The organism is Pantoea sp. M_9, from assembly GCF_008631385.1.
In the GTDB taxonomy this organism is placed as follows: Bacteria; Pseudomonadota; Gammaproteobacteria; order Enterobacterales; family Enterobacteriaceae; genus Pantoea; species Pantoea eucrina.
The window spans coordinates 337,221-360,759 of the sequence record NZ_VWUF01000002.1 but is presented as its reverse complement, the minus strand read 5'-3'; the positions used below and the strand labels follow the sequence as shown (position 1 = coordinate 360,759).

The window sequence follows — 23,539 nt, the reverse complement described above, 5'->3', positions numbered from 1 at the left end:
CCACGCCTGAATAACGACACAGGTCAGCATCGGAATCGCTTTGTGATTGATAAACAGGAAGCAGTATGACTACAGAAACAGGCGTCGGGCAGATTCTGTTCAGTCCTACGCGGGCTGAGGTTATCTNAAAAAAAGCAGCATTAGGGGAAGCGGCAACAGCTTGCCTGAAATTGTTACTGACGCATCAGGGTAACATTGTTAATAAAACGCAGATTTTTGAAGCCTGCTGGGGAACCCGGGGCATTATGGTGTCTGATGCCTCTGTCCGGCAGGTCATTACGCAGGTTCGTCGGGCGCTGGTATCTGTTGGCGCCTCGGCGGATGTTCTCACCACTCAACCACGTCAGGGATATTCTCTGACGCCAGGCGTCGTGACGGAATATGAGGGTGAAACCACTCTTCCCCCCGTCCCCGTCAACGAAAAGGCTGAACCTGTAAACACCAGACAAGCTACGTGGTCAGGATACCGCCTGCTGATTATGTGCGGCGTGATTTCGCTGATCGTCAGCGTCACCATTGTCTGGTTCAGGTATACATCCGTGTTTGACGCAGTGACTTACAGGCTGCAGAACACGACCCCTGCCGGCTCCTCTGTTTATGTGCAATCGGGTTATGAATCGCCCGCCGGTGAAGCAGGTGCTGTTGAAACAGCTGCCCAAAAAGGGGGCTATGCCCCGGCAGCGTATCGGCATATTTATCTTAACAAGACTGATTTGTCTGAGTTTACCTCAGCCTTTATCTGTGAGGCTCCCATGGACCACGCCGATTCTCATTGCGTATCAATGGTCATTGTACGAGGCGATCATGGTTATTAAATCGCTTGTCATCAGCTGCAGCCTCCTGCTGCCTGTCGTGGCATATTTTTATCCTGTTGAAGAATTAGGCCTGTCCTCCCGTACCTGTCATATCAGAACCCTGAACGTCCGCGAAGAGGCCAGGCAAACAGTTATCACACGCGGGCAGTGGTGGCTCAGCTACGGCGGCGAAAAAGGCCACGGACTGTTTTATGGACGAACAAAATTCATCAACGACTCAGGGATACAAACACGGGAAGTGTTGTCAGATCGCAGTTTCACATTTGTGGCCCGGCTGGAAAATCGTCTTTTAGAAACTGAAACGTCCGGTGTGTCACGTATATCTGGTGATAAACTCAGTGATGCCGAAATCGAACGCTGGATCTCGCCGGTGCTGATCAAAGGGCACACCAATCATACAACGCTGTTTCGTACCCCCGGAGGCAGCTTGCTGAGTGGCTTACCGGGCAGGCCCGGCGTAAAGTGCGACGATCACGCCGGACCGCACTCTTCCCTTCCTGATGGCCCATAACTGCTATCGGATGCGGCAAAAAAAAGAAGCCCCTGGGGGGCTTCTTGTCGGGATACTTTATTTGCTTAGAATGTCCAGCGAACGCCCAGTGTACCTGCTGTATTGCTGTAGCTGTGCGTACCTGTTTGCTGGATCACGCCTGCCGTCACCTTCAGAGCCGGTGTGATACTACCCTGCACGCCCGCAGCAACTTCTGCCACGTTGCGGCTGCCTGCCTGACCCACCGTCACATCATCCATTGTCACCGCAGCGTGTTGGGTGTTGTGTACCCAATTCACTTCTGCAAACGGCTTGATCGTGGTATTCGCAAACGTCGCAAACCCTCTTACACCTGCACGTGTGTGCACGTTGTGACCATCACGTTGTTTGACGCGCGTGCCACTGGCTTCTGTGTGGGTATCGGCTTTTACGCCTGACCAGCCGAGGCGTGCATTAGGCTGCACGAACCAGCCCGGTGCAACCTGGGCTACCCAGCCAGCTTCTGCTGACACCTGCAGACCACCTGATTTATATTTTTCAGCAGCCACATCATCGCCGCTTACGCGATTATCAAACCAGCTGTATTGCAGCAGCGTATCCACATAGAGCCCTTCCTGATCCGGCCCCTGCTGATACCAGGTGCCGTACACGCCCGTGGTGTAGCCGGTTACGGTGCCTTTGGCGCCGTAGCCGGTCAGATCTGAATGTGTCGTGCTGCGGTTATGGCCGTAACCTGCCATCAGACCAGCGCGCCAGCTTCCGCCATCCGGCGTGATCCCCGTTGCGACATCGCCGCCCAGCATTAGTGCATAGCTGTTGCTGCGGGTATGGAGCTGGCCGCTGGTGTCATCTGCCCGGTTATGCATACCGGTGTTTTTCATCCACAGGCTGGTGTAACGACGCTCACCCGTAGCAGCATCGGTATAATCCGTTCCAGCCTGGCGATCTGCCAGCCGCACATCAAAAAGCCTCTGAGCGGCCGCGAGGTTTGCTGCATAAGCACCACCCTCAGGACGCAGCACCAGGCTATCCGGGTTTTTTCCATCTGCTGGAGGGGTGGTGCCGCCATCTGGTGGCGGAGTCGTACCGCCATCCGGCGGCGGTGTGGTGCCATCACTGCGTTCACTGCTGAGATACCAGTTACCGGCGTTCGCACCCTTGCCGCGTGCCAGATGATAATCATAGGCACCGGCCACGATCCGGCCCGCCTGCGTAAACTCCCCCGCTGAACGTCCACCGACTGTGATAAGCTCAATGCCGTTCAGGGTCTTGACGCCGCGGCCACCCAGGTTGTTGACCCGGACATGCGTGTTGCCCGCGGTATCACCCTGAATGACAAGTTTGTCCACCAGCGAGTCATCGCCGTTCAGGCGACCGTTAAATACCATCAGGCCGTCGTTACCGGTGTAATTGCCCGTCACAGTCAGCGTTCGACCAACTGTGTCGTCGCTGAAGGCCACCGTGCCGGCATTTGTCAGGCTGTCTACCACCGAGTCACCGGTAACCTGCCAGGTCGCGCTGTCAGCGATGGTCACAGTATCCACACCCTGCATGCTGCCGCGCAGCATGGCGTCATTCATCAGGCTGACATCCGTCGTCGCGTCGGGACCAGAGAGGATATTGCCCGTGATGTCACTGTGACTTACGGTAAGATGGGCGGTGGCATTATCGCGTACCTCGAGAAGATGACCGTTGCCTGCGCGTACTGTTGTGCCATCACGCAGTACGATATCCGCCACAGGAGGTGGCGCCATTCCTGGCTGACCGGTTTCGCGGTAGTTGCCTACCAGAATGGCGCTGCCCTTGTCAGAAACAAGCTGCGAAGATGCAACATCAATCGTGGCGGTATCTGTGTTTAATCCGATATCACCGGACACTGCGATAGCGTGTCGCTCACCCTGCAGAACTGACTGACTGATGGCAGCTTCACCGCTGAACATGTTCATCGCCACACCTGAGACATAGTCAGCTGTCCGCCCTGTCATGCCAGAATCAGCGGCCGTAACCTGGCTTCCCGTCATAGTGAGCGTGGCGTCCATCAAAAGCAGACCGCGACCCACCGCCGTGATTTCTGTTCCCGTAGCCTCAACCAGACTTTCTGATTTCGCTGTCACGCCTGGTAAGAAATCACTTCCATAGGGCGTAGACACCACCTGGCTGCCGCTGAGTAAAATAAGCGTGGCCGCATTTTCAACCAGCCATTCTTCAGCTGCTTCTCCCGGAGCAACCGTGCGTGATGCTCCGGGCCCGGACACCTTTCCTGCAAATACAGAGGATACATTAAGTGCCAGTGCAACAGAAATTGCGCAAAACCCCAGGCTAAATTGTTTTTTCATTTTTCCATCACAAGTGAGTTGTGCCGTTGTAGAAAGGATAAGCAGCGACAGCACAGGCCAAAATGGCTTATGTCAGCGCACTACTGGTATTCATCTTGACTACAAAAATCGGTATACAAAAAGGCCTGCGCTCACTCATCACCTTGAGTAAATTACACCGCACGCCCGGAACGCTGGAGATTTTGAAAGGCGCAGAAATGCATCTCAAGTGAAACAGCAGGAAGAATGTGTGAAATGATAAATATCAGTCGGTTAAAGCAGATTTAATACCTGTATTCGGCAAGGGTTTGCATAATGAAAAGTGCTAAAATCATTGCCTTTCGGCGTCGGGCCGGTATCTGTTTTACAGGTCATCAACCAACAAAGAGCAGACTGAATCCCTCTTTCAAGATCACCTGCGGGATCAGAGAGTCAGCAATATACATTTCAGTAAGCAGATGGTTTGATTTTTATTCTTTTGGGAATAACCCTGTCGTCACGTCAGCATGCGTGCTCATTCACCTTAATAGCGATCAGCGTTTAAGGTATATATGGTCATGACTTCCCTGCCCTGTGATGTAAATCATCACGCTATCGTTCAGGCCACGCGTTTTGTTGAACAGTGAAACCGGAATTTACTAACCGGACAGCTGAAACTGACACTGTATTGTAAGAAGTGCTGGCACCAGAAAAACAGCATGGCCTGTTCTCGCCTTGCGACATCGTGTGCCTTACTGAGCGGCTGAACAGTAGCCAGAAGGCATAATGCCACCTTGAGAAACGAAAGGTATTCTTCTCCGGAATAGATAAAAGTGGCGCAGGCGGGTTAACAGCGGGCCCGGGGAGTAATGAAGCATATGCGTCACGTCCGCACAGTGCCCGGGAGAACTGGCACACATGCACTGATGGGTCTGCGCCAGCTTCAGCCTATGCCTGGCCGCTGTTTCAGCCGCTGCCGGGTTTGCCCGAAGCTGCCCTGACACCGCGCGTTCTGAAAATAATCGCTCAGCCTGGTGCACTCATCGCTAAAACGCACGTCGCTTTCTTCGATTGAAGTGCGATGCCGCGTTGAAAACAGCTGAATAAGTTCCCTCTTCCGGTACCGGGAAACAGTAAGAAGAAGCGCAGGCTTGCGCCATAACCACCTCGCCCTTTCAGCACAGACGCGGCAGCATGCCGGTTTTACTGATACGTCATGGTAAACGTGGCGCTGGCATTCGCCTCTCCGGGTGTGATGGCAGGGCCGGTCTGAATGTATTGCGCCTGAAGAGGGATAGAATAGAGTCCGTCGGTGGTGGTGGTTCCCGCGCGCATCATTGTGCCTAATGCCACCGGCGCGCCGTTAGACAAAATCTGGAGTCCGACACCTGAGGCACTCTGACTGGCGGAAGCGTCAAGTTTCAGGATACCGCGTGCGGCGTCTTGTGCACCGGCAGCTCCCGGATCCAGCGTCACATTAACGTTGGTCGAAGCATCGCAGTCTAAATCAATCCGAAAGTCAGTTTTACCCGCCGTTCCCCCTGACTTTCTGAAATCCGTCTCATTAGCCGGGTTCATGGTCACCTGGATACTGGGGTTTTTAACCGCGCAGGCCACCGTGGTGAGCGTGGAGGGGAGCAGGTTAGTAGTAAAAACACGACCCTCGCCGTTATTGATACCCCGTATCAGGATTTCACCGGCCTGGATCTGGCCGCTCTCTGTTTTTCCGATCTTAACGAGTTCAATGACGTTCGCTCCATTGCCCCATGATGACTGCGCACAGAAGCGAATGGTCGTGGCCGCCAGCGTGCACCAGGTGCCGCTGTATCGTGGCATACGGTTAGTGTTGATTGCCCGGACACGTACAGCCACTCCCGGGACGCCTGTTTCAAACAGCTCCTGCCCCCCGTAGGTCACACGGCCAAACTCAGCGCCGACATCGAGTGAGGCCATGTAGCCTGCATTGCGGGGACAGTCAGCGATATTTCCCCGGCTCAGATAACGCTGCCAGAGGTTTACAGAACCCAGCACGGTGCCTACCGGTGCATCACGCTGGACGATGATATTGCCAAAGCTTACAGACTCTGTACCTGCTGAGTTTCCATTCAGAAAATGGCAGTTAGTCAGTGCAAATGCTTCAACGCTCACACCAGACAGTGCTATAACGGCACACGCTGTCAGCAGGTTGTATCGGATTGTCATGTTCAGTTCCTTATTGATTAACGGCAGCGTGCTGCCAGACTCATCAGGGCAGTTTTTTCACCAGGGAGCGTATAGTCAGCAATACACTGCTTGTCAGCGCCATGCCCCCACCGGGCAGTAAGCTTGCCTGAAGACGCCAGACCGCTGAGGTAGACTTCACCCTGATCGCCGACAATGGCACCTTCCTGCCCCGCTTCGCCGTAGCTGACTGTGGCACCAAATGGCACCGGCCTGCCGTCTGCTCTGCGCAGAGAGATCAGTGCGCGCTGACCCACGCGCGCGCGATAGGTCGCGCGCACCACTGCGCCACGGGTGGGGACCACGTTCTGGCTGGTCACCGCCACATCCACATCTTTTGGCAGGTTCTCGGTACTGACCGCGATTTCATTGTTGCGATAAGGGCTGGTAAAGGGCACCAGCGCATAACCACGATAATCGGTCTTCACGCCGGGCTGATTATTGATGGGCACACCGGCCGCGCCGGGCATTTTCACCAGTGCGAACGTTTCACCGCCGCTTTGCCCCGCCGTCAGGCCATTTTCATGAAGCAGCAGCGTGCCCTGGGCACCGTAGTTCAGGTTATGACTGGCTGCGGTGTAGCTGTAGGCGGCATTCACTTCACCGTAGGTGCCTTTATAGCTGGCACGGGTAGAGCCCGTAGCTCCCTGCCCGCGGCTCCCGTATCCCTGAGAGACCGACCAGTTAAGGCGGTTGTCCTGAAGCGCCGAACCGCTGAGTGAAGCATTCTGACTGGTGCCGCCTTTTTGACCGCTGCTGAAGTTGTAACCGGCGTAAGTTTGTCCGAAGAAACGCGAAAGCGGCACGCTCAGCGACATGGAAACGAGACGATCGGATTGGGCATGTCGGGCGCCGGCAATGTCGCGGTTATAGGCATAGTTCACGCTGAACCCCACCCCTTTTATGCTATTGGTATAACCTGCAGACCAGGATTCTGTTTGACGATTATTACCCCAGTAATTCTGACGCACCGCCGTAGCGGAAAGATAGCCGCCTGCCTCACCCAGACTCTGAGTCAACGTAAGCTCAGCACGCTGCCGACGCCGCGCGTCGGTCAACATATCCCGGCTGTTACGCCCGTCAAATGCATCCCCCAGCGTCAAGAAATCGAACGTGGAGTACCGGTAACCTGCCACCGCGATTTGGGTTCCTGACCCGGCAATGTTTTTGCTGTATCGCACACGCGCAGACTGTCCGGTACGGCGCTGGTCGTTCGTTAACCGGGCATCGGCGTGCGTGATATCCGCAGACATTGCGCCATAATCACCCAGATTTTTCCCGCCCCCCAGCGACAGCGCCTGATACCCTTTTGCTATCTGCACGCCGCCATACGCCGTGACACCCGCCGGCAGCCCATAAATCAGCGAGCCCTGCATAAAATTGTCATGAGAGACGTGCCCCTGATAGTCACGGTAGGCACCCGCGCTGAACGCGTAGCGAAGGTTGCCCGCACGTTGCAGGACAGGAAGCGAGGCAAAAGGCACAATCTGGCTTTGTTCGCTGCCGTCAGCTTCCCGGACAGTGACGTTCAGATCGCCGTTGCCGCCCGTGGGATAAAGATCGGTGATTTCAAAAGGGCCGGCTGGTACAAACGCCTGATAAATCACATACCCCCCCTGGCGGATCGTGACTTCCGCATTGTCACCGCGCGCAATTCCGCGTACAGCCGGCGCGTAACCGCGCAGGCTTTCCGGCAGCATTTCCTCATCTGAAGCCAGCAGTGCACCCCGTATCGCCACGCTGTCGAATACATCTCCGGGCGACAGCGTGTCCCCCAGGACAAGCTGCCCTTTCAGCGAAGGAATGCCGCGCTGTGCATAGGTATAAGCACTTTCCCATTTGTCCGTACTCCCTGCGCTATCAACATAGGTAGAATAATTACGCAGACGCCAGGCACCGACGTTAAGGCCAGGACGCAGGCTGGCATACCGGGAAGATTCCTCTGCCGCCCCGGCCCTGCGCGCCACGCTGTGGCCCGATGTAAGACTGTAATCAAGAATCGCAGCAGTCAGACCATCATCCCATTTTTCGGATGAGACATAGCCGCGCGCGGTGCGGGTCATCGCTATCTGGGGAAAACTCAGGTGTAACACCTGCGCACTGAAATCAAGCCGGGCAGTGGCCTCTGGGAGACTGCTGAACACCACACATCCCGCAGGGCTGACAGTGGCTTTATCCAGTACGTCAGAACGGACACCCAGAGAAGCCAGTTGTGTGACACTCAGGCAGGGCTGCAGCACAGACTGCCCTTCAATCAGTTGCTGGCTGAACGCTATCTCGGTGGCCTCGGCAAAATCGCCATTGACATACACATCGACGCGGTAACGCCCTTCTGCCTGCCCTCCTGATTCAAATTGCGCCAGATCCGGGGTGGCATCGGCTTCGCTCAGGCGCTCAAGCATGGCTGGATTAAAATAATCGGCAGCCCGCGCCTCAAAAACATAAGGCGTCATGAACATCAACAGTATGACAGGACCGCGCGTCAGAGGCCTGGCCGGCTGGCCGCAATGCGTTTTCATACGGGGTTTCACCTGTTACGGAAGCTGACTGCTGAACGTCTGACCGGCTACGCCAAAATCGTTAAAGACTTTCCACTCAAGGCTGCCACCGCCTTTGGCGGGACCTTTGTCAAATGACTGAGAAGATTTGGGTGCCACATACGTCACCCCGTTCAGGGCAACACCATTCAGGGTCACAGAGGAAAAATTCATGTAATAAGGCGTATCGTTCTGAACCGTGACGCGACTGCCCGCGTTATGCCATTTCAGTGACCCGGCAAATTCAGCCGGCGAGGTACCCTGCAGGCTCGCAGGCCGGTAAATGAGTTTGATGCGGGTTTTAACTGAGAGCTGCAGCTGATTCCGGGTGTGCTCGCGCGGTGTAGACGGAATGGCCTTCACGTTCAGCCAGTAGAGTGATTCACGATCGGCAGGCAGAGCAGCTCCACGAAAAAGAATACGTAGCGCATTATTCTGTCGGGCATCAAGCCGGAACAGCGGGGGCGTGACGGCAAAGGATTTGTCGGGTGAGCCGGCTTCCGACTCTGTCCATGACTGAACAAGAAAAGCACGGTCGTCAGGATTACGAAGCTGTACTGACGCTTCTTTATCTTTTTCATTGTAGACAACCCGGGTTCCGCCAATCTGCACACCGGCAAAAGCCGGTGCGGACAAAACTGATGCAACAAGACTAAACAGAGCAATGTTGAGTATTTTCATGGTGTTCTCGTGAAAAAGCATAAAGAAGATGCTGCGCCGCAGCGCCAGCGCAGCATGGCAATCGTCATCAGTTGTAATTCACGGTGAAGTTCACGGTGGAATCAGCATCACCCGCTGTAACGGTCGCCGCTGTCGCGATATAGGCTGCGCTGAAGTTCATCGTGGCAGTGCCGCCTGTAACCGGCACCGGTTTGGAATCGGTATTCAGCGAAATGGGCGTACGGTCATAGTCCCGTAACTGGATACCGACACCTGAAGCGTTGGTTGGTGAACTGCTCAGCGCCAGAATATCCGGATTCCCGTTATCGGGTGCGCCATCAAATTTCACTGATACCGCTGAATGGGATGCCGGGCAATTCGTCATGACAATTTTGAAGCCCGTTGCACCCGCAATGGTGCCCGGCCCCTGAAAGGCGTCACTGCCAATTGTGCCCATATTGATATTTTGAGTGGCTGATCCTGCATCGATATCGCAGGTGTCATCGGTAATTTTTCCGGTGAAGTTAATTGTGCCGTCCACTGCAAAAGCCGCTCCGGAAAATAAAGAGGCTACAGTTGTCATTGCCAGGATAGTGCGCTTCATGATGTTCTCCGCGTTTATATTGCTGACTAAACTCGTCAGTTATTTCAGGCATCACAGCCGGGCATATTCATCAGCCTGATAAAAAACCTGATGAATAGTTTCCTGCCGGTTGCCTGATATACAGTGTGACGTGAAGTGTGATGGAGAGCACTCAGAGCAGAACCAGAGATACTGTAGGCATTAGCAACCTGGTGTGTAGTCCGTTTCTGATAGCAGAAATGCACACGGGGGAGAGCAAAAATTAAGAATAATGCAATCAGAGGGATAAATGTGGATAAACCGTTATCGCTGTATCAGGCAGTTAATGTCTCTTCTTCAGGAAGAAATATTCTCCATTAACCGGCTTGATGAAGCAATATTCCGGATATATTAAACCGTGCTTCATATTTTTGTAAAGCCAAAGTGACGTGTAGGAATTGCACTACAAAAGCAGCGGCGCTGTCTTATATTATGAGGCAATAAGACCGATTACAGTGGCGGTTTTAGGCGGAACATATGCTTACTGTTTTATCTGAAAATATCTGGTTTATAGAAGGCGTGCGCCATCAGCTCAATGCTGAGGGCATCAGTATTCTGAAAAAGCAGGACATTTACCGTCGCGCCACGCTTCTCTCTCGCCTGCGTTCAAAAATACTCATTATCGATCTGTCTCACACCGGGATTAATCTGCAGGATACACTCAGTGGTATACGGGCAGGTATGGCAGTGTGTGCCGATATTCACATTACGGTGATCCTGCACAAAAAAGAGCGCGTGATCAGCGAGACCCTGAGGCGCTATTACCCGGGCGTGCAGATTCTGTCGCCAGAACTCTTTTTAGAGCAAAAAAGCCTGTCGGCACTGATATCAGCGCGTTCACGCCCTGAATGCAAAACCCTTCCGCAGCATCATGCCGCCTCATATGTTCTGACACATCGCGAAATTGAACTGCTGAATCTGCTTTCAAAAGGCTATTCGCAAAAAACCATAGGCATCATCACCGCACTTAACCTGAAAACCGTGAGCCACTATAAACGGTCGATCTATCGTAAAGCAGGCTGTGCCACCCTTTGCGACTTTCTGGCGTTAACCCGAAGCATGGGTTATCCGGCGCACTAGCAGACAGGGCTGAAGCCGTGCTTCAGCCCTGTCGCTCACACTTTATTTTCCTTAAGCCAGTAGTCCAGACTGGAATTCAGCATCGCAATCTCCTGTAAGGCGTCATGCCAGAGCGCTGCAAGCGCCGTGGTGTCAGGAACAGGCTCCAGGCAGGCTTTCTCCAGTGCCCGGCAGCTCATCTCTGCCCGGCGTGCACCTATGATCTGTGCTGCCCCCGATATGCGGTGAATACAACTGGCCATCTCCGGCCAGTCTTCAAGCTCATACAGATCCTCTGCCATGCGGAGATCATCAATATTGCTGGCAAGCGTGACCGTGAGTAGCTCATAACGCATGGCTGCATTACCGTTTGTCAGCACCTCAAGATCGCTGAAATTAAGCAGGTTTTCCAGTGGCTCAGGCACGTCAGCGTTCTGTATCGCAGGAGCAGAGGCTTCCGGCACAGCCGGTTTAGCCTGTACGGCGTTTTCTGCCTGCTCAGCCGCTTTTTCCAGGATGGCCTGAAGCTGTGGCAGCTGCAGCGGCTTGAAGAGACAGTCATCCATACCGGCGTCCAGGCATCGGTTACGCTCTTCAGGCCAGGCGTTTGCAGTCAGTCCAAGGATCGTCAGTGGCTTACGCTGATGCGTTCTGATAAGGCGCGTGAGCGCAAGCCCATCCATACCCGGCATACTGCAATCGGTTATCACGACGTCAAACTCCCCGCCCTGCCATTTTGCCCAGGCTTCTTCACCATCTTTGGCTTCGGTTACAATATGCCCGAGATGTGCAAGCTGGTGGCGCAGCAGCATGCGGTTGGCAGGATGATCGTCTACCGCAAGTATAGAAAGTGTCCGGCCTGAAGCCGTGATCTCCTCTGAGGTCATAGCCTCAGGCGTCTGACGCTCCATATGAAAGGTCGCGGGGATCTCAAAGGTGACTTTTGTACCGTGGCCAGCCCGGCTGCGCAGCATGATCTCACCGCCCATCATATTCACCAGCTGGGCACAGATAGCCAGGCCCAGTCCGGAACCGCTCTGCGCGCGTCCGGCACGCGCCTGCACCCAGGGGTCAAAAATGTCCGCCTGCTCTTCTTCGGTCATGCCCCGGCCGGTGTCTTCCACACTCACGCGCAGCCGGGCATCCTCATCAGATTTGCCATAAGAAATATAGAGATCCACCTCAATGGTGCCCTGCTCGGTAAATTTAATGGCGTTGCTGACCAGATTAGAGAGCACCTGACGGAAACGCAGCGGATCCACAAATATTTCATAAGGTAATGTGGCGGGCAGCGAGCTTCTCAGACGCAGACTCTTTTGCCGCGCAAGCCCTTCAAATACCCTGACAATCGGGGGAAGCAGCGCATTGGTTCTGACCCATTCGGGGGCGAGTTCAAGCCGGCCCGACTCAATACGAGCCATATCCAGAATGTCGCCAATCAGACCCATTAATGTTCTGGCTGACTCCCAGGCAACCCGAATCGTATCTTCTTTGTCTGCTTCGGACTGTGTGGTTTTTACCGCAAGCTCCAGCAAGCCAATAATGGCGCTCACCGGCGTTCTGATCTCATGACTCATGGTGGCAAGGAACGTACTTTTAGCCCGGTTTGCCTGCTCAGCCCGCTCACGCGCTTCGGAAAGCGCAGCATACAGCTCTTCCTGATCTGTCATATCAAGCCAGGTACAGATAAAGCCCTGAGGCTGCGCGTTAGCATCGGTGTAGGTCACTGCATAGTGCAGAACGCTGCGATAGCGTTCACCGTCAAAGATGCGCTCCTGACTCGCCAGGGGTTGTGATACATCACCTGACTGGCTGATTCGTCCGGTGACGGTGTGCCATAAGGCATGCAGAGGGTGATTCTCTTTGCCTGAGGTTTTGTCTGATAACGCGTGATCCGGCCCCGTAAAAAAGTTATTTAACGACTGATTGTAAAGCTGCAGATTGCCCTGGAGATCGGTGACGTATACCGGCAACGGCAGGGTATTGATCAGAGCCTCATTAAACTTTAACTGAGCGGCAAGTCCGGTCTGGGCTTTTTGACGTGCCAGAATTTCACGACGCATATAGAAAATCCAGATCAGCGAAATCAGGACAATCACCGCTGCAATACCGGTAACCAGCCAGAATTGCTTACGATAGAGTTCCCAGGTGTTAAGACGCACATCCGGACGGATTTGCCATTTTTTGATGATGTCGCTGATGTCAGAAGGTGAGATGTTCTCCAGCGCTTTATTCAGAATGCCCAGCAGTTCGGGCTGGTTGCGCGAGACAGCAAATCCAAGGGCGCCATCAGGGGCATCAATCGTACCGGTAATCTCAAGCTTGTTTTGAAAATAACGGTTAATCATATAGCTGGCACCGAACAGCGTATGCACTGCAATATCGGCTTTCCCTTCCACAACATTTTGCATTGCCACGCTTGCATTAGCGGTTTCAACAAGCTTAGCCCCCGGATACTCTGCCAGCAGCTTTTCAGCAAGGGGATTTCCCTTTACCAACGCGATACGCAGGTTAGTCTCATTGCCCGCTTTTGCGGGGTCACCCGGACGCCTTACGGTGACAAAAGGTGAGTTAAAGTAAGGTCGTGTATAGAGCATCGCTTCATTGCGCTCATCGCTCTGGATCGATGCACCGATGAAAAGTGCCTCTCCCTGATCCACTTGCTGCTGCATGGCGTCGAGTGATTTAGCTGGCAGCGGTTTGAAATGGATCCCGGTGCGTTGGCTGATCAGCGCCAGCACATCGGCTGTCACGCCATAAAAATCTCCCCGTGCATCGGTCATCGTAAACGGGGCATAAAATGCGTTAACGGAGACGTTCACAACCGGATGTCGCTCAATCCAGCGACGCTCCCGGCTGGTGAAGGCCACATTTTTACGCAGGCGCCACAAATCAGCCCCCTCGCTCCATTGCTGCATAATGACCTGAGCCTGGCTGAGCGGAATAGCCGCCAGCGCGCTGTTGACCGTTTTGAGCAGTGCTTCTTCACCCTGTCGTACCAGAAAGCGGCTTCCGGTATCCCGCGCCGGGTAGACAGCCTGAAACTCGAGATAGTTAGAGTAGTTACGATCCAGCAAGTAAGAGGTCGTGACCAGATTACCTACAAAAAAATCGTTTTTATGGAAGGCCACTGAGGCCAGGGCCTGTTCATCATTTTCATAATGCGTGATTTTGACGCCCGGGAAATTGTCATTTATCCAGGCATCGTCCACATACCAGCGTGCTATTGCCAGATGCATACCGGGTCGATACTGAAACTCGCCTGATGAACTGGTTTTGGCATGCACCAGAACAGGGTGATCGTTAATGAAACGATGAGAGTAGATAAGCTCACTTTTATAAGGCGGCTCTTTGCCGGAGACATCAATCATCATGTCTACTTCCTGCTGACTCAGCGCTTTAAGCGCTTCATCACGGCTGCCATAATCCCTGACCTCAACCTGCAGACCTAAATAGCTCGCCACAAGCATCAGGTAATCTGCTGTCATGCCCTCATACTTACCATCCGGCGTAAATATACTGAGGGGGGGGATCTGGGGCTGCCAGACAGCCACTTTGACCAGCCGTTTTTTTCCTAACCAGCGCCAGTCTTCATCGCTGAGATGAAAGTAGCGAGGATTAAAACTCTCACGACTGAGCAACTGCAGAGGCTGGGCAGACAATGAGTCTGCGGCCTGAGAAGTAAACGCAGAGAACAGAAAAAAGAGGAAAAAAATAAAATATCTCAAGGTTCAGTCCAGATTGTTTCGTCGCGCAAAATCGACAATGTCCAGGGTAGTGTTGAGCTTTAGCTTGGTCATAATACGGGTTTTGTAGGTGCTGACTGTTTTATTACTGATATGCATTTTTTGAGCAATATCCAGTATTTTTTGGCCGCGTGCTAAATATTGCAGTACCTGAAGCTCCCGATTAGATAAGTACTGCAATGCTGTTTGTTCATCAGCAGGCAGTTTGCTATGCAGTGCATCGCGACGTGCAATCGGAAAATAGCTGTATCCGCGTAATACGGTTCGTACTGCATCTCCCAGCTCTTCCAGATTATTTTTTTTGCCAATAAACCCGTCGGCACCTGATTGCTTACACCGGTTGAGATAATGCTCATCATCACGCGCAGTCAGCACAAGTATGCCGCCGCTAAACCCACCCGTTCGTAATTTTTGAATGACCTCAATGCCATTGAGCCCTGGAATGTCGAGATCCACTATAATCATATCAGGCTGAAGTTCTCTGATTAAACGCAGGGCTTCATAACCTTCATCAGCTTCGCCAATAATCTGATAGCCTTCTTTTTCAAGCAGCATCTTTACCGCAAGACGGGCAACAGGGTGATCGTCAATTATCAATATGTTAGCCATAAATCCTTCCTGTATGCAGGCGAGTGGATCTGAAATTACTATGCGCGATTACCGGACCAGGCACAATAAGACTCGACCTCTGAATGTAACCCAGCTGTAAGTAAAGGACTACACATTCCGGGAAATGGATGACAATAAGCGTTATACCCGTGGGTTAAATACACCTGTGGTATTTCAGGGTCATCACAAACACGCCAGATATTCCCTGTGCCATGTAATCCTTTTCTTACAAATACGGTAATGTGCTCTGATTTAATTGTGCGGGTGTATTAACGTAGACTCTTTTCCATGCAAGGCGGGTTGCCTGTTCATGCCTGCTTAATGGAAAAGGAAAACGATGAATCATCTCTCTAATCTGAAATCAAAATCCTCAACAGACGAGTTAAAAGCCATGACCTGGATTGCGATTTTAAGCGCAGGTTGCGCGATCTGGATGCTGATGAGTCTGGTGTGGCTGCTGTATCGCAGCTGATAACCTTATAACCTCATGAGGTTAACAATGAACGTGATGAAACTGTTGTTATCTGCATCGGGAGAGAAATGTTCCCTGCCGTTAACTGTAGCGAGAATAGCTGTCGGACTTTTTTTCTTTGCGTCCGGATTCAATAAAGTGTTTGTTCCGGCTAATCAGCAACTCATGCTGGACACCCTGACGGATGCCGGTATTTTTTTTCCGGGATTCATGGCGCCGTTTGTGGCCGCCTGTGAGATGGTCTTTGGTCTTTTGCTTGCAATGGGTTTTATGACACGTCTGAGCAGCGGTGTACTGATGATTATTAGTCTGGTGGCGCTCTGTACAGTGGGCATTCATCAGATCCCTGAAAATCTCAATCTCCTTACCTGGTATAGCTGGCTGCTCTACTTGCCTGAATCAGGCTATATCCTGATGTGTTTGTTTTTGCTTGTGCAGGGAGGTGGCCCGGTAGCCGTTGACCGGGTCATTGCCCGACGGCTCTGGCTTCGCTGACGATCTGACAGAGTCTGGTGCGAGGCGTGTACACGCACTGGCCTTTTCTGGACGTCACGAAACCGCAGCGTGACGCGGGCTGGACTACACTTGCGATTTGATTGATGCGCAGGCCCGCTATGACCGGATTTAAAGGAAACAAACAGGCATTACCCGTACGCTTCTGTAAATTCTGTCACAGACCCATGACGTGGCGGAAAAAGTGGGAAAAAAACTGGGACGACGTGCAGTACTGCTCGGAGCGTTGCCGTCGTGCAGCCAAAGCGGCGCGCTCAGCAGCAGCAGAATAATCACGTTGCATTGCCGCCCTCTCATATCTGCCCGCCCTACAGAGAAGCCAGCGCACTGCCGCTGGCACCGGATAAACGTCCGGCATGGTAGATCCCCGCCCTGCCGCTGCGTGTCTTCCTGTATTCATAAATAGATTTTTATACATAACACTGAGGCATCATCATGAAACAAACAGTATTAAGCATTGTGCTGCTGGGCAGCATGATTTCGGCTGCAAATGCAGCAACGGGCATTCTGAGCCAGAAAACTCTCTCGCTTGACCTTGCTGATGAACTGGCGCAAAGCGTTATTCAGGCCTGCGCGAAAGACAACTACAATGTGTCGGTCACGGTGGTAGACCGCTCCGGCACGCCGCTGGTGATGAAGCGCATGGATAATGCGGGCCCGCATACTCTTGAGGCCAGCCGCATGAAAGCCTTTACCTCACTGACCACTAAAAACCCTACTGAAAACGTCATGAAAGGTGCACAAAGTAACCCTGAAGCGGCGAATATGCGTGATATTCCCGGCTTTTTGCTGCTGGCAGGCGGTGTACCTGTTAAATCCGGTGAGCAGGTGATTGGCGCAGTGGGTGTCGGTGGCGCGCCGGGAGGGCATCTGGATCAGGCATGTGCCGTGCAGGGGCTGGAAAAAATCAAAAGCGGACTGGCGGCCGGATGAGATGACGCGCTGAAACACAGCGCCGGCTGGCAGGCTGCCGATGCGGATTAATCAGCACAGACTGATGCCTCGCCCCGCCAAGCCTGTCAGCCCAGACAGAGAGTTGTAACACTCTCTGTACCTCTTGCCCTTATACCAGCGACCTACCGCAGAGAGGCGTGAAAAAGGATCTCCACAGATAATTGCCTCTTCTGAGAGGCGTCCTTCGGTGCCCTGCAGCACGGTATCAGCCTGTTCGACGGATCAAGAGCGCTACGGCTCTCCATGTGTCCTGACAAAAATTCTGAAACGGTCCTTTCCCTGTAAAATGTCAAAGAGTCAGGCAATCTCTTGCCTGACTCTTCGCTTACCCCGCATAGCGGTTTATGTGTGCCTGCGCGCTGTTTTTCAGGAGGCAGAAGCCACTTCCTGCTTGCTGTCGCCAAAGCGCTCGCGCATGTGGGTTTCGATTTGCTCCAGCGATTTGCCCCGTGTTTCTGGCAGCTTCAGGGCCACGAAAATCAGTGAGCCTGCGTTAATGACAGCAAAGATAAAGAACGCGTTATTGCCTACCAGTGACAGCAGCGGCGGGAACGCAAAGGCCACAATGGCATTACAGATCCACTGAAACGCCACCGCCGAGCCCGTTAACAAGCCACGCACTTTCATCGGGAACAGTTCTGACATCAGCAACCAGTAAACCGGTGAGATGCACATCTGCATAAAGAACAGAAACACCAGGATGCATGCCAGCGCCAGCAGGCTCTGGGTCAGGCTGTTTGGCATGAACACCAGCACCGCGCCCAGCGCCAGTTGCATGGCAATCACGATGCACAGACCGGTCATGAGCATCTTGCGGCGACCAAAATGACTGATCGCCTTGATGCCCGCAAACGTTGCCAGCACAGAAACCACGCCATTCCCAATGGTTGCGGCAATCGACGCGCTGGTGCCCAGTCCGGTGCTTTTCAGAATGATTGGCGTGTAGTACATAAACGCATTGACGCCGGTGAACTGCAGCACGATGCCCATGCCGCAGCCCAGCAGCAGCAGGCGCACAATCCACTTCTCTTTTAGCAGCTCACGCGCCGCTGGCCCCTGACGCGCTGCGCGGGCATTCTCGCGCATCTCCTTCATTTCCGCCCGGATTTCACGCGGGTTTTCGCGCAGCTTGCGCATAATCCGCATGGCTTCACTGAAGCGTCCCTCTGCCACCATCCAGTGCGGTGAAGCCGGTACAAAGAAGGTGCCGATAAAGAGCAGTACGCCTGGCACCATGGCCAACGCAAGCATGTAACGCCACATTTTCGGATCGTGCAGCAGCAGGCTCATCGCCGCACTGACGATATACGCCATGAGCTGACCCGAGACAATCATGAGCTCATTACGGCTGACCAGCGGCGCGCGGCGTTTAGGGCCGGCAATTTCGGCGATAAACACTGGCACCGTAGAGGACCCGCCTCCCACAGCAATGCCCAGGATAAAGCGCATCACCACCATGATCTCAATATTGGGTGCAACCGTGGTCCCAAAGGCACCTGCCACAAACAGCAGGGCCAGACTGCGCAGCGTAATGCGGCGCCCAAAGCGATCGGAGACATAGCCACTCAGGAAGGCGCCTACGGCGGAACCAAAGGTCAGCGAGGAAGTCACCAGCCCCTCAGTAAAGGGCGTAAGGTTAAGGCCACCTTGTGACGCTGGCAGCGTCATATAAGGCAGAGCACCTGAAATAATTCCCGTGTCATAGCCATAGGCGAGAGCCCCCATGGTGGCCACCAGCACCACAAAGAACAGACGTTGCTGAACAGTAAAATTAAGCGGGCCGCCGTCGTCCGGCGACTCTGTTGATGAGTTTTGCATAGATGCATCCCTGTTTTGATGGCAAACACAGCGTGCTGCTGTGTAAAGAAAGGTATGAGTATAGGAGTGATTTTGGGAATGGGATCTGAATCACATAATTCGTTAAACGCTGCAGGTTATCAGGCATAAACCAGTAAGGTGTGCCCTCCATTTAATGGGCTGAGGGAATGTGACATTTGCTGTTTGCCTGCTGTTCAGCTCTGACCGGTTTATGCCCGGCTAATCTGTTGTGCTCTGAGGATGCTTTATGCCCGTGAACTTTGACCTCAATGATCTCTATGCGTTTCGCGCGCTGGTGGAGTATGGCAATTTCCGCCTGGCGGCCGAGTCCATCTGTTTATCTCAGTCTGCGCTGAGTCGCCGTATTGAAAAGCTCGAAGCCGCACTGGGTACCCGGCTCTTTGATCGCACCACGCGCCGGGTCACGCTCACCTTGTGGGGTCAGAGCTTTGCTGAGCGCTCCGAGCAGCTGTTAGCGAATGTTGAGGCGGTGCTGGCAGATGTGAATCAGGCAAGTCAGGAGCGAACGGGGCTGGTCACGGTCGCCACCGTGCCCTCCGGCGCGTACTACTTTTTGCCGGAAGTAATTCGGCGCTTCCGGGCGCGCTATCCACGCGTGCGCGTAAAAATCATCGACAGCAGCGTGGGTAACGTCATTGAAGCCGTGAGCAGTGGCCAGGCAGATTTCGGGATCTGTTTTGCCAAAAGCCTGCCGCCGTCCATTGAGTTTGTGCCGCTGGAAGAGGATGTGTATGTGGCAGCCTGTCGTCACGACCATCCTCTGACGCGCAAGTCATCGCTGAGCTGGGAGGAGTACTTCCAGCAGGACTATATCGGACTCGATAAGGTTTCAGGCAACCGATCCCTACTGGATCAGGCTCTGGCAGATCTCACCCCCGCCCGCCCCAGTATCTGTGAAACGCGCCACGTTACGACGCTTCTGGGTATGGTGGAAGCCGGCATTGGTATTGCCGCTGTGCCGGCGATGTCGCTGCCGGCCTCCGGTCACTCATTACTGACGTCGCTGCCGCTGACGGATCCGGTGGTGACCCGTTCCGTGGGTCTGATTCGCCGCCGTGGCCGTATTCAGTCTTACATTGCAGCCGAGCTGGAAAAGCTCATTACTGAACCGTATCACCCTGCTTAGCCGTGGCCGGCACCGTATGCATACCGGTTGCCGTCACGGTTTTCTGGGCCTGCGGCGAGGCCAGAAAACGCAACAGGGCTTTTCCTTCATCCGGATGGTGCGCATTCACCGTGACCGCACCGGCAAAGCGGGTGATGTACTGCACGTTTGCCGGCAGCTCGCCAACAAAACTCACACCCGGTACCGGCAGGAGCTCACTGACCTGCTGAAACCCAAGCGCGTAGCGTCCCTGTGCGACCTGTGAGGCCACCGGAATGCGCTCCACCATCTGCGCTTTGGTCTGCATCTCCTGATCGATGCCGAGCTTTTTAAACAGTTCATGGCTCACATACCGGCCGCTTGCGCTGTCAGAATAGGCCACTGATTTTGCCTGCAGCAGCGTTCTACGCAGCTCAGCATCGGTGCCGATGGCAGGCAGCGCGTCCCCTTTTTTCACCACGATGCCGATGGGTGAGTCAGCCAGTTCAGTACGCGTGCCCGTGGCGATGCGCTTGTCCTGCTGCAGATGCGTCAGCGCATCACCGACCATGATGACCACATCGGCCTGTTCGCCACGTGCCAGCCGGTTCGGAATCGCCTGCGGCGTTTTCCCCATGGAAGGGCCCGGGATCACCACCAGATGATTACCGCTCTGCTTTTCATAATCGGGTGCGAGTTTTTCCAGCGCGGCTTTAAAGCCGCCGGAGATCATCACAGTAACCTCTTCTGCCTGAGCCCCGGCGCTGAGCGCGCCAAGCAGCAGTACTGAAAGGGTGGATAACGATTTACGCATCATGTCGTTCCTTGTTAGCGGGCCGTTTGCAGGGTCAATGCGCGACGACGGTAGAGATAGAGGGTGGCCAGCAGCGCACAGACAGCGGCAAAGCTCATCCAGTAGCCCGGTGACGCTTTATCTCCGGTGTACTCAATCAGCGCGGTGGAAATCACCGGCGTAAAGCCGCCAAAAACTGCGGTGGCCAGGCTGTAGGCCAGTGAGAAACCCGCCACGCGGACTTCTGCCGGCATGATTTCAGTGAGCGCCGGGATCATGGCACCGTTATAGAGGCCATAGAGAAACGAGAGCCACAGCAGCACGCTCAGCATCATGGAAAAACTGGGCGCTGCAGCAAGCATGGAGAGCGCCGGATACGCGGTGGCCAGCGCCAGCAGGGTCATGGTCAACAGCACCGGTTTACGGCCAAAGCGGTCTGAGAGCGCCCCGCCTACCGGCAACCAGAGAAAGTTTGAAATGGCTACCAGCAGCGTCACCAGCAGGCTGTCAGAAGCACTCAGCATCAGCACTTTTTTGCCAAACGTCGGCGCGTACACGGTAATGAGGTAGAACGCCGTGGTGGTCATCGCGACCATCAGCATGCCCGCCATCACCACCGGCCAGTTACGCAACAGCGTTTTAAAGACCTCGCCCATCTCCAGGTGTTTACGGCGCGCGGTGAATTCCTGTGTCTCTTCCAGCTTGCGGCGCAAAATAAAGATAAACGGCACAATCAGGCAGCCAAACAGAAACGGAATACGCCATCCCCAGCTGCTTATCTCACCCGGTTCCAGCGCGGCATTCAGCGCAAAGCCCATGGCCGCAGCGACCATGATGGCAACCTGCTGGCTGCCTGACTGCCAGCTGGTATAGAAGCCTTTACGGCCCGGGGTCGCGATCTCAGCCAGATACACTGACACACCGCCCAGCTCTGCCCCCGCTGAAAACCCCTGCAGCAGACGCCCGGTCAGCACCAGTAACGGGGCCCAGAGGCCAATGCTGGCATAAGAGGGGATCAGCACAATCAGGAAGGTGCCGGCCGCCATGATCGAGAGCGTGACAATCAGCCCCTTTCGACGACCCACTTTATCAATGTAGGCCCCCAGCACAATGGCCCCGATGGGACGCATCAGAAAGCCTGCCCCGAATACTGCAAAGGTCATCATCAGTGACGCAAACTCACTGCTGGCCGGGAAAAAAGTATGGGCAATGTAGGTGGCATAGAAGCCAAACAAGAAGAAATCGAACTGCTCCAGAAAATTACCGGACGTCACGCGCAGTATTGCGCCGACGCGTGCCCGGGTGGTCATGGGTGAGGTAGAGGAATGCATAGTGTCTCCGGTTTGTCATGGGCGCTTATCGTTGCGCCTGTTTACGCAGACTGGATCAGAAAAATCGGGTTAATAAGCGCAATAAACTCATGGACTGATGCATTTTGCGCATTAATGACACTACCGGGAGAAAGAAAACTTTTGCTTACAGATATTTAACATTGCAGCTCTGTGCTGACGATGCCTGACGCAGGCTTTTACGGGGTTTGTGTTTTGTGAGGTGCTTCAACTCTGCTTTTAGGGTGTTTTCATCGTTAACTGCCTGCATAAACAGAAACTTTGTGATCTGCATCATGCTCTTTATCTTCATGGACCGGAGTTAATACCGCCCCAAAGAGAAACACATTTGCACGTTTTGCGTGAGGGCGCGTGACATGCGCCGGGCTGACGGAGCACGTCAGGACCCGGACCGATGGGGGCAACACACCTGCTTAGCAGAGATTTTGCTGGTTACGGCTGAGCTAGTGGGGCTGTCCATGGCGCAGCCTGAGCGTGGCGGGCAGCACCTTGCGGTTGGAGGCGGGTTCTTGCTCTGCAATCAGGGCGGTCAGCAGCGTAAAGCACTCCTGCGCCAGGCGCGGTACATCCTGCTCAACGGTATCGATGGCCACAGACAGAGAGTCATAGAGGTAGTGATCGTCAAAACTGGCGATGCGGATATCGCTTTTCAGCAGATGATGCTGGCTCATGTAGCGCAGCACCCCTTCCATCAGCCCGCAGGCGGCGATGAACAGGGCTTTTGGTGGCCGGCCAAGCCGGGCGCAGAGCGCGGCAAACATCTCATAGCCGCTGCTGGGATGGTAGTTGCCGTGAATGATCCACTCCGGTTTTGGCGTGACACCGGCCTGCTCCAGGCCCTGCAGAAAGCCTGCCAGCCTGTCGCGCGTGGGCGAAAGACGTGCCTGCCCGCCTAAAAAATAGATTTCATCCGGGTTCGCACGCGCCAGTTTTTCAACCAGCTCGGCAGTGGGCGTGATGGCATCGGTGATCACCAGCGGCAGCTGCGTCTCATCCATATAGCGGTCAAACAGCACCACCGGCAGCTGTTCGCTGAGCTTCACATAGTCGCTGTCGCCGGACATGCTGGAGGCCACAATCAGTCCGTCGACCTGACGGGCCACCAGATTATCCACCACCACGCGCTCCTGACCGGCATTCTCGTCTGTGCAGGAGATCAGCAGCTGCAGCCCGGCTTCACGGCAGAGGTTCTCCAGCGCATCCGAGAACACCGCAAAGCCGTGGTTGGTGATTTCCGGCACCACCAGTCCCAGCGTATGGCTGCGATTGTCGCGCAGCAGGCGCGCATGGATACTGGCCTGATAATGATGCTCGCGTGCGAGGGACAAAACCCGCTCCCGCGTCTCTTTGGCCACACGCAGCTCTTTGCCCCGGCCATTAAGCACAAGGCTGGCGGTGGCTTTGGAGACCCCCGCCAGCGCAGCGATGTCAGTGATGGTTACGCGTTTGGTTTTTCTCACGTCTTGGCATCGGTTAGGGAAAC

Annotated in this window: 18 protein-coding genes; 7 read left to right on the top strand and 11 right to left on the bottom strand. The window is 54.3% G+C overall.

Going from position 1 to position 23,539, the window contains the following annotated elements; genetic code table 11:
* Positions 1 to 65 precede the first annotated feature (65 nt).
* Positions 66 to 815 (top strand): winged helix-turn-helix domain-containing protein, encoded by a 750-nt coding sequence (locus F3I15_RS05540; RefSeq protein WP_150016938.1) that lies wholly within the window; start codon positions 66 to 68, stop codon positions 813 to 815.
* Entirely contained in the window at positions 805 to 1,326 is a 522-nt protein-coding gene (locus F3I15_RS05535; RefSeq protein WP_150016936.1) for a hypothetical protein, read from the top strand. The genes F3I15_RS05540 and F3I15_RS05535 overlap by 11 nt, the downstream gene beginning before the upstream one ends.
* A 65-nt stretch (positions 1,327 to 1,391) precedes the next feature.
* On the opposite strand, the gene F3I15_RS05530 is transcribed toward F3I15_RS05535, so the two are convergent.
* The 5 genes from F3I15_RS05530 to F3I15_RS05510 form a co-directional block, all read right to left on the bottom strand.
* The gene (locus F3I15_RS05530; protein ID WP_190314932.1) at positions 1,392 to 3,560 is read right to left on the bottom strand and encodes an autotransporter outer membrane beta-barrel domain-containing protein; all 2,169 of its coding nucleotides are present in this window, start codon (positions 3,558 to 3,560) and stop codon (positions 1,392 to 1,394) included.
* 1,242 nt (positions 3,561 to 4,802) lie between these two features.
* Positions 4,803 to 5,801, bottom strand: coding sequence for a fimbrial protein (locus F3I15_RS05525; protein ID WP_150016932.1), 999 nt, complete (start codon positions 5,799 to 5,801; stop codon positions 4,803 to 4,805).
* Positions 5,802 to 5,818: 17 nt separating this feature from the next.
* Positions 5,819 to 8,272, bottom strand: a complete 2,454-nt coding sequence (locus F3I15_RS05520; RefSeq protein WP_223810681.1) for a fimbria/pilus outer membrane usher protein — start codon at positions 8,270 to 8,272, stop codon at positions 5,819 to 5,821.
* A gap of 81 nt (positions 8,273 to 8,353) precedes the next feature.
* On the bottom strand, positions 8,354 to 9,037 hold the full coding sequence (locus tag F3I15_RS05515) for a molecular chaperone (protein WP_150016928.1): 684 nt from the start codon (positions 9,035 to 9,037) through the stop codon (positions 8,354 to 8,356).
* Between the two features lie 67 nt (positions 9,038 to 9,104).
* Entirely contained in the window at positions 9,105 to 9,620 is a 516-nt protein-coding gene (locus tag F3I15_RS05510; protein ID WP_150016926.1) for a fimbrial protein, read from the bottom strand.
* 495 nt (positions 9,621 to 10,115) lie between these two features.
* Here F3I15_RS05510 and F3I15_RS05505 point away from each other — a divergent pair, with 495 nt between their 5' ends.
* Positions 10,116 to 10,718, top strand: coding sequence for a helix-turn-helix transcriptional regulator (locus F3I15_RS05505; RefSeq protein WP_150016924.1), 603 nt, complete (start codon positions 10,116 to 10,118; stop codon positions 10,716 to 10,718).
* Between the two features lie 35 nt (positions 10,719 to 10,753).
* Here F3I15_RS05505 and F3I15_RS05500 read toward each other — a convergent pair whose 3' ends face one another.
* Both F3I15_RS05500 and F3I15_RS05495 read right to left on the bottom strand, forming a co-directional pair.
* The gene (locus tag F3I15_RS05500; RefSeq protein WP_190314929.1) at positions 10,754 to 14,359 is read right to left on the bottom strand and encodes a transporter substrate-binding domain-containing protein; all 3,606 of its coding nucleotides are present in this window, start codon (positions 14,357 to 14,359) and stop codon (positions 10,754 to 10,756) included.
* Positions 14,360 to 14,428: 69 nt separating this feature from the next.
* Positions 14,429 to 15,052 carry a response regulator gene (locus F3I15_RS05495; RefSeq protein ID WP_150016920.1) on the bottom strand — a complete coding sequence of 208 codons (624 nt, stop codon included), beginning with the start codon at positions 15,050 to 15,052 and terminating at the stop codon, positions 14,429 to 14,431.
* 499 nt (positions 15,053 to 15,551) lie between these two features.
* On the opposite strand from F3I15_RS05495, the gene F3I15_RS05490 reads away from it, so the two are divergent.
* The 3 genes from F3I15_RS05490 (at position 15,552) to F3I15_RS05480 (ending at position 16,970) form a co-directional block, all read left to right on the top strand.
* Complete coding sequence (locus tag F3I15_RS05490) at positions 15,552 to 16,019, top strand: DoxX family protein (RefSeq protein WP_150016918.1); 468 nt, start codon at positions 15,552 to 15,554, stop codon at positions 16,017 to 16,019.
* Between the two features lie 104 nt (positions 16,020 to 16,123).
* A complete protein-coding gene (locus F3I15_RS05485) occupies positions 16,124 to 16,309 on the top strand; it encodes a DUF2256 domain-containing protein (protein ID WP_370513332.1) in 186 nt (61 codons plus the stop codon).
* A gap of 163 nt (positions 16,310 to 16,472) precedes the next feature.
* A complete protein-coding gene (locus tag F3I15_RS05480) occupies positions 16,473 to 16,970 on the top strand; it encodes a heme-binding protein (protein ID WP_150016914.1) in 498 nt (165 codons plus the stop codon).
* 387 nt (positions 16,971 to 17,357) lie between these two features.
* Here the strand turns inward: F3I15_RS05480 and F3I15_RS05475 are convergent, their stop codons facing one another.
* Positions 17,358 to 18,809 carry a sugar porter family MFS transporter gene (locus F3I15_RS05475; protein ID WP_150016912.1) on the bottom strand — a complete coding sequence of 484 codons (1,452 nt, stop codon included), beginning with the start codon at positions 18,807 to 18,809 and terminating at the stop codon, positions 17,358 to 17,360.
* A 247-nt stretch (positions 18,810 to 19,056) separates the two neighbouring features.
* Between F3I15_RS05475 and F3I15_RS05470 the strand changes: the two genes are divergently transcribed.
* A complete protein-coding gene (locus tag F3I15_RS05470; protein WP_150016910.1) occupies positions 19,057 to 19,956 on the top strand; it encodes a LysR family transcriptional regulator in 900 nt (299 codons plus the stop codon).
* Here the strand turns inward: F3I15_RS05470 and F3I15_RS05465 are convergent.
* From F3I15_RS05465 to F3I15_RS05455, 3 genes are all read right to left on the bottom strand, one after another.
* Positions 19,931 to 20,731, bottom strand: a complete 801-nt coding sequence (locus F3I15_RS05465; protein ID WP_190314928.1) for a substrate-binding domain-containing protein — start codon at positions 20,729 to 20,731, stop codon at positions 19,931 to 19,933. The genes F3I15_RS05470 and F3I15_RS05465 overlap by 26 nt on opposite strands.
* An 11-nt stretch (positions 20,732 to 20,742) precedes the next feature.
* Positions 20,743 to 22,038 (bottom strand): MFS transporter, encoded by a 1,296-nt coding sequence (locus F3I15_RS05460; RefSeq protein ID WP_150016908.1) that lies wholly within the window; start codon positions 22,036 to 22,038, stop codon positions 20,743 to 20,745.
* Between the two features lie 461 nt (positions 22,039 to 22,499).
* Entirely contained in the window at positions 22,500 to 23,516 is a 1,017-nt protein-coding gene (locus F3I15_RS05455) for a substrate-binding domain-containing protein (RefSeq protein WP_150016906.1), read from the bottom strand.
* Between the last annotated feature and the right edge of the window lie 23 nt (positions 23,517 to 23,539).

Bases quoted from the DNA above. Each gene is read 5' to 3' on its own strand.
- F3I15_RS05535 (WP_150016936.1), top strand. From the start codon at position 805: ATGGTTATTAAATCGCTTGTCATCAGCTGCAGCCTCCTGCTGCCTGTC.
- F3I15_RS05525 (WP_150016932.1), bottom strand. From the start codon at position 5,801: ATGACAATCCGATACAACCTGCTGACAGCGTGTGCCGTTATAGCACTG.
- F3I15_RS05520 (WP_223810681.1), bottom strand. From the start codon at position 8,272: ATGACGCCTTATGTTTTTGAGGCGCGGGCTGCCGATTATTTTAATCCA.
- F3I15_RS05515 (WP_150016928.1), bottom strand. From the start codon at position 9,037: ATGAAAATACTCAACATTGCTCTGTTTAGTCTTGTTGCATCAGTTTTG.
- F3I15_RS05510 (WP_150016926.1), bottom strand. From the start codon at position 9,620: ATGAAGCGCACTATCCTGGCAATGACAACTGTAGCCTCTTTATTTTCC.
- F3I15_RS05505 (WP_150016924.1), top strand. From the start codon at position 10,116: ATGCTTACTGTTTTATCTGAAAATATCTGGTTTATAGAAGGCGTGCGC.
- F3I15_RS05495 (WP_150016920.1), bottom strand. From the start codon at position 15,052: ATGGCTAACATATTGATAATTGACGATCACCCTGTTGCCCGTCTTGCG.
- F3I15_RS05490 (WP_150016918.1), top strand. From the start codon at position 15,552: ATGAACGTGATGAAACTGTTGTTATCTGCATCGGGAGAGAAATGTTCC.
- F3I15_RS05485 (WP_370513332.1), top strand. From the start codon at position 16,124: ATGCGCAGGCCCGCTATGACCGGATTTAAAGGAAACAAACAGGCATTA.
- F3I15_RS05480 (WP_150016914.1), top strand. From the start codon at position 16,473: ATGAAACAAACAGTATTAAGCATTGTGCTGCTGGGCAGCATGATTTCG.
- F3I15_RS05475 (WP_150016912.1), bottom strand. From the start codon at position 18,809: ATGCAAAACTCATCAACAGAGTCGCCGGACGACGGCGGCCCGCTTAAT.
- F3I15_RS05470 (WP_150016910.1), top strand. From the start codon at position 19,057: ATGCCCGTGAACTTTGACCTCAATGATCTCTATGCGTTTCGCGCGCTG.
- F3I15_RS05465 (WP_190314928.1), bottom strand. From the start codon at position 20,731: ATGATGCGTAAATCGTTATCCACCCTTTCAGTACTGCTGCTTGGCGCG.
- F3I15_RS05460 (WP_150016908.1), bottom strand. From the start codon at position 22,038: ATGCATTCCTCTACCTCACCCATGACCACCCGGGCACGCGTCGGCGCA.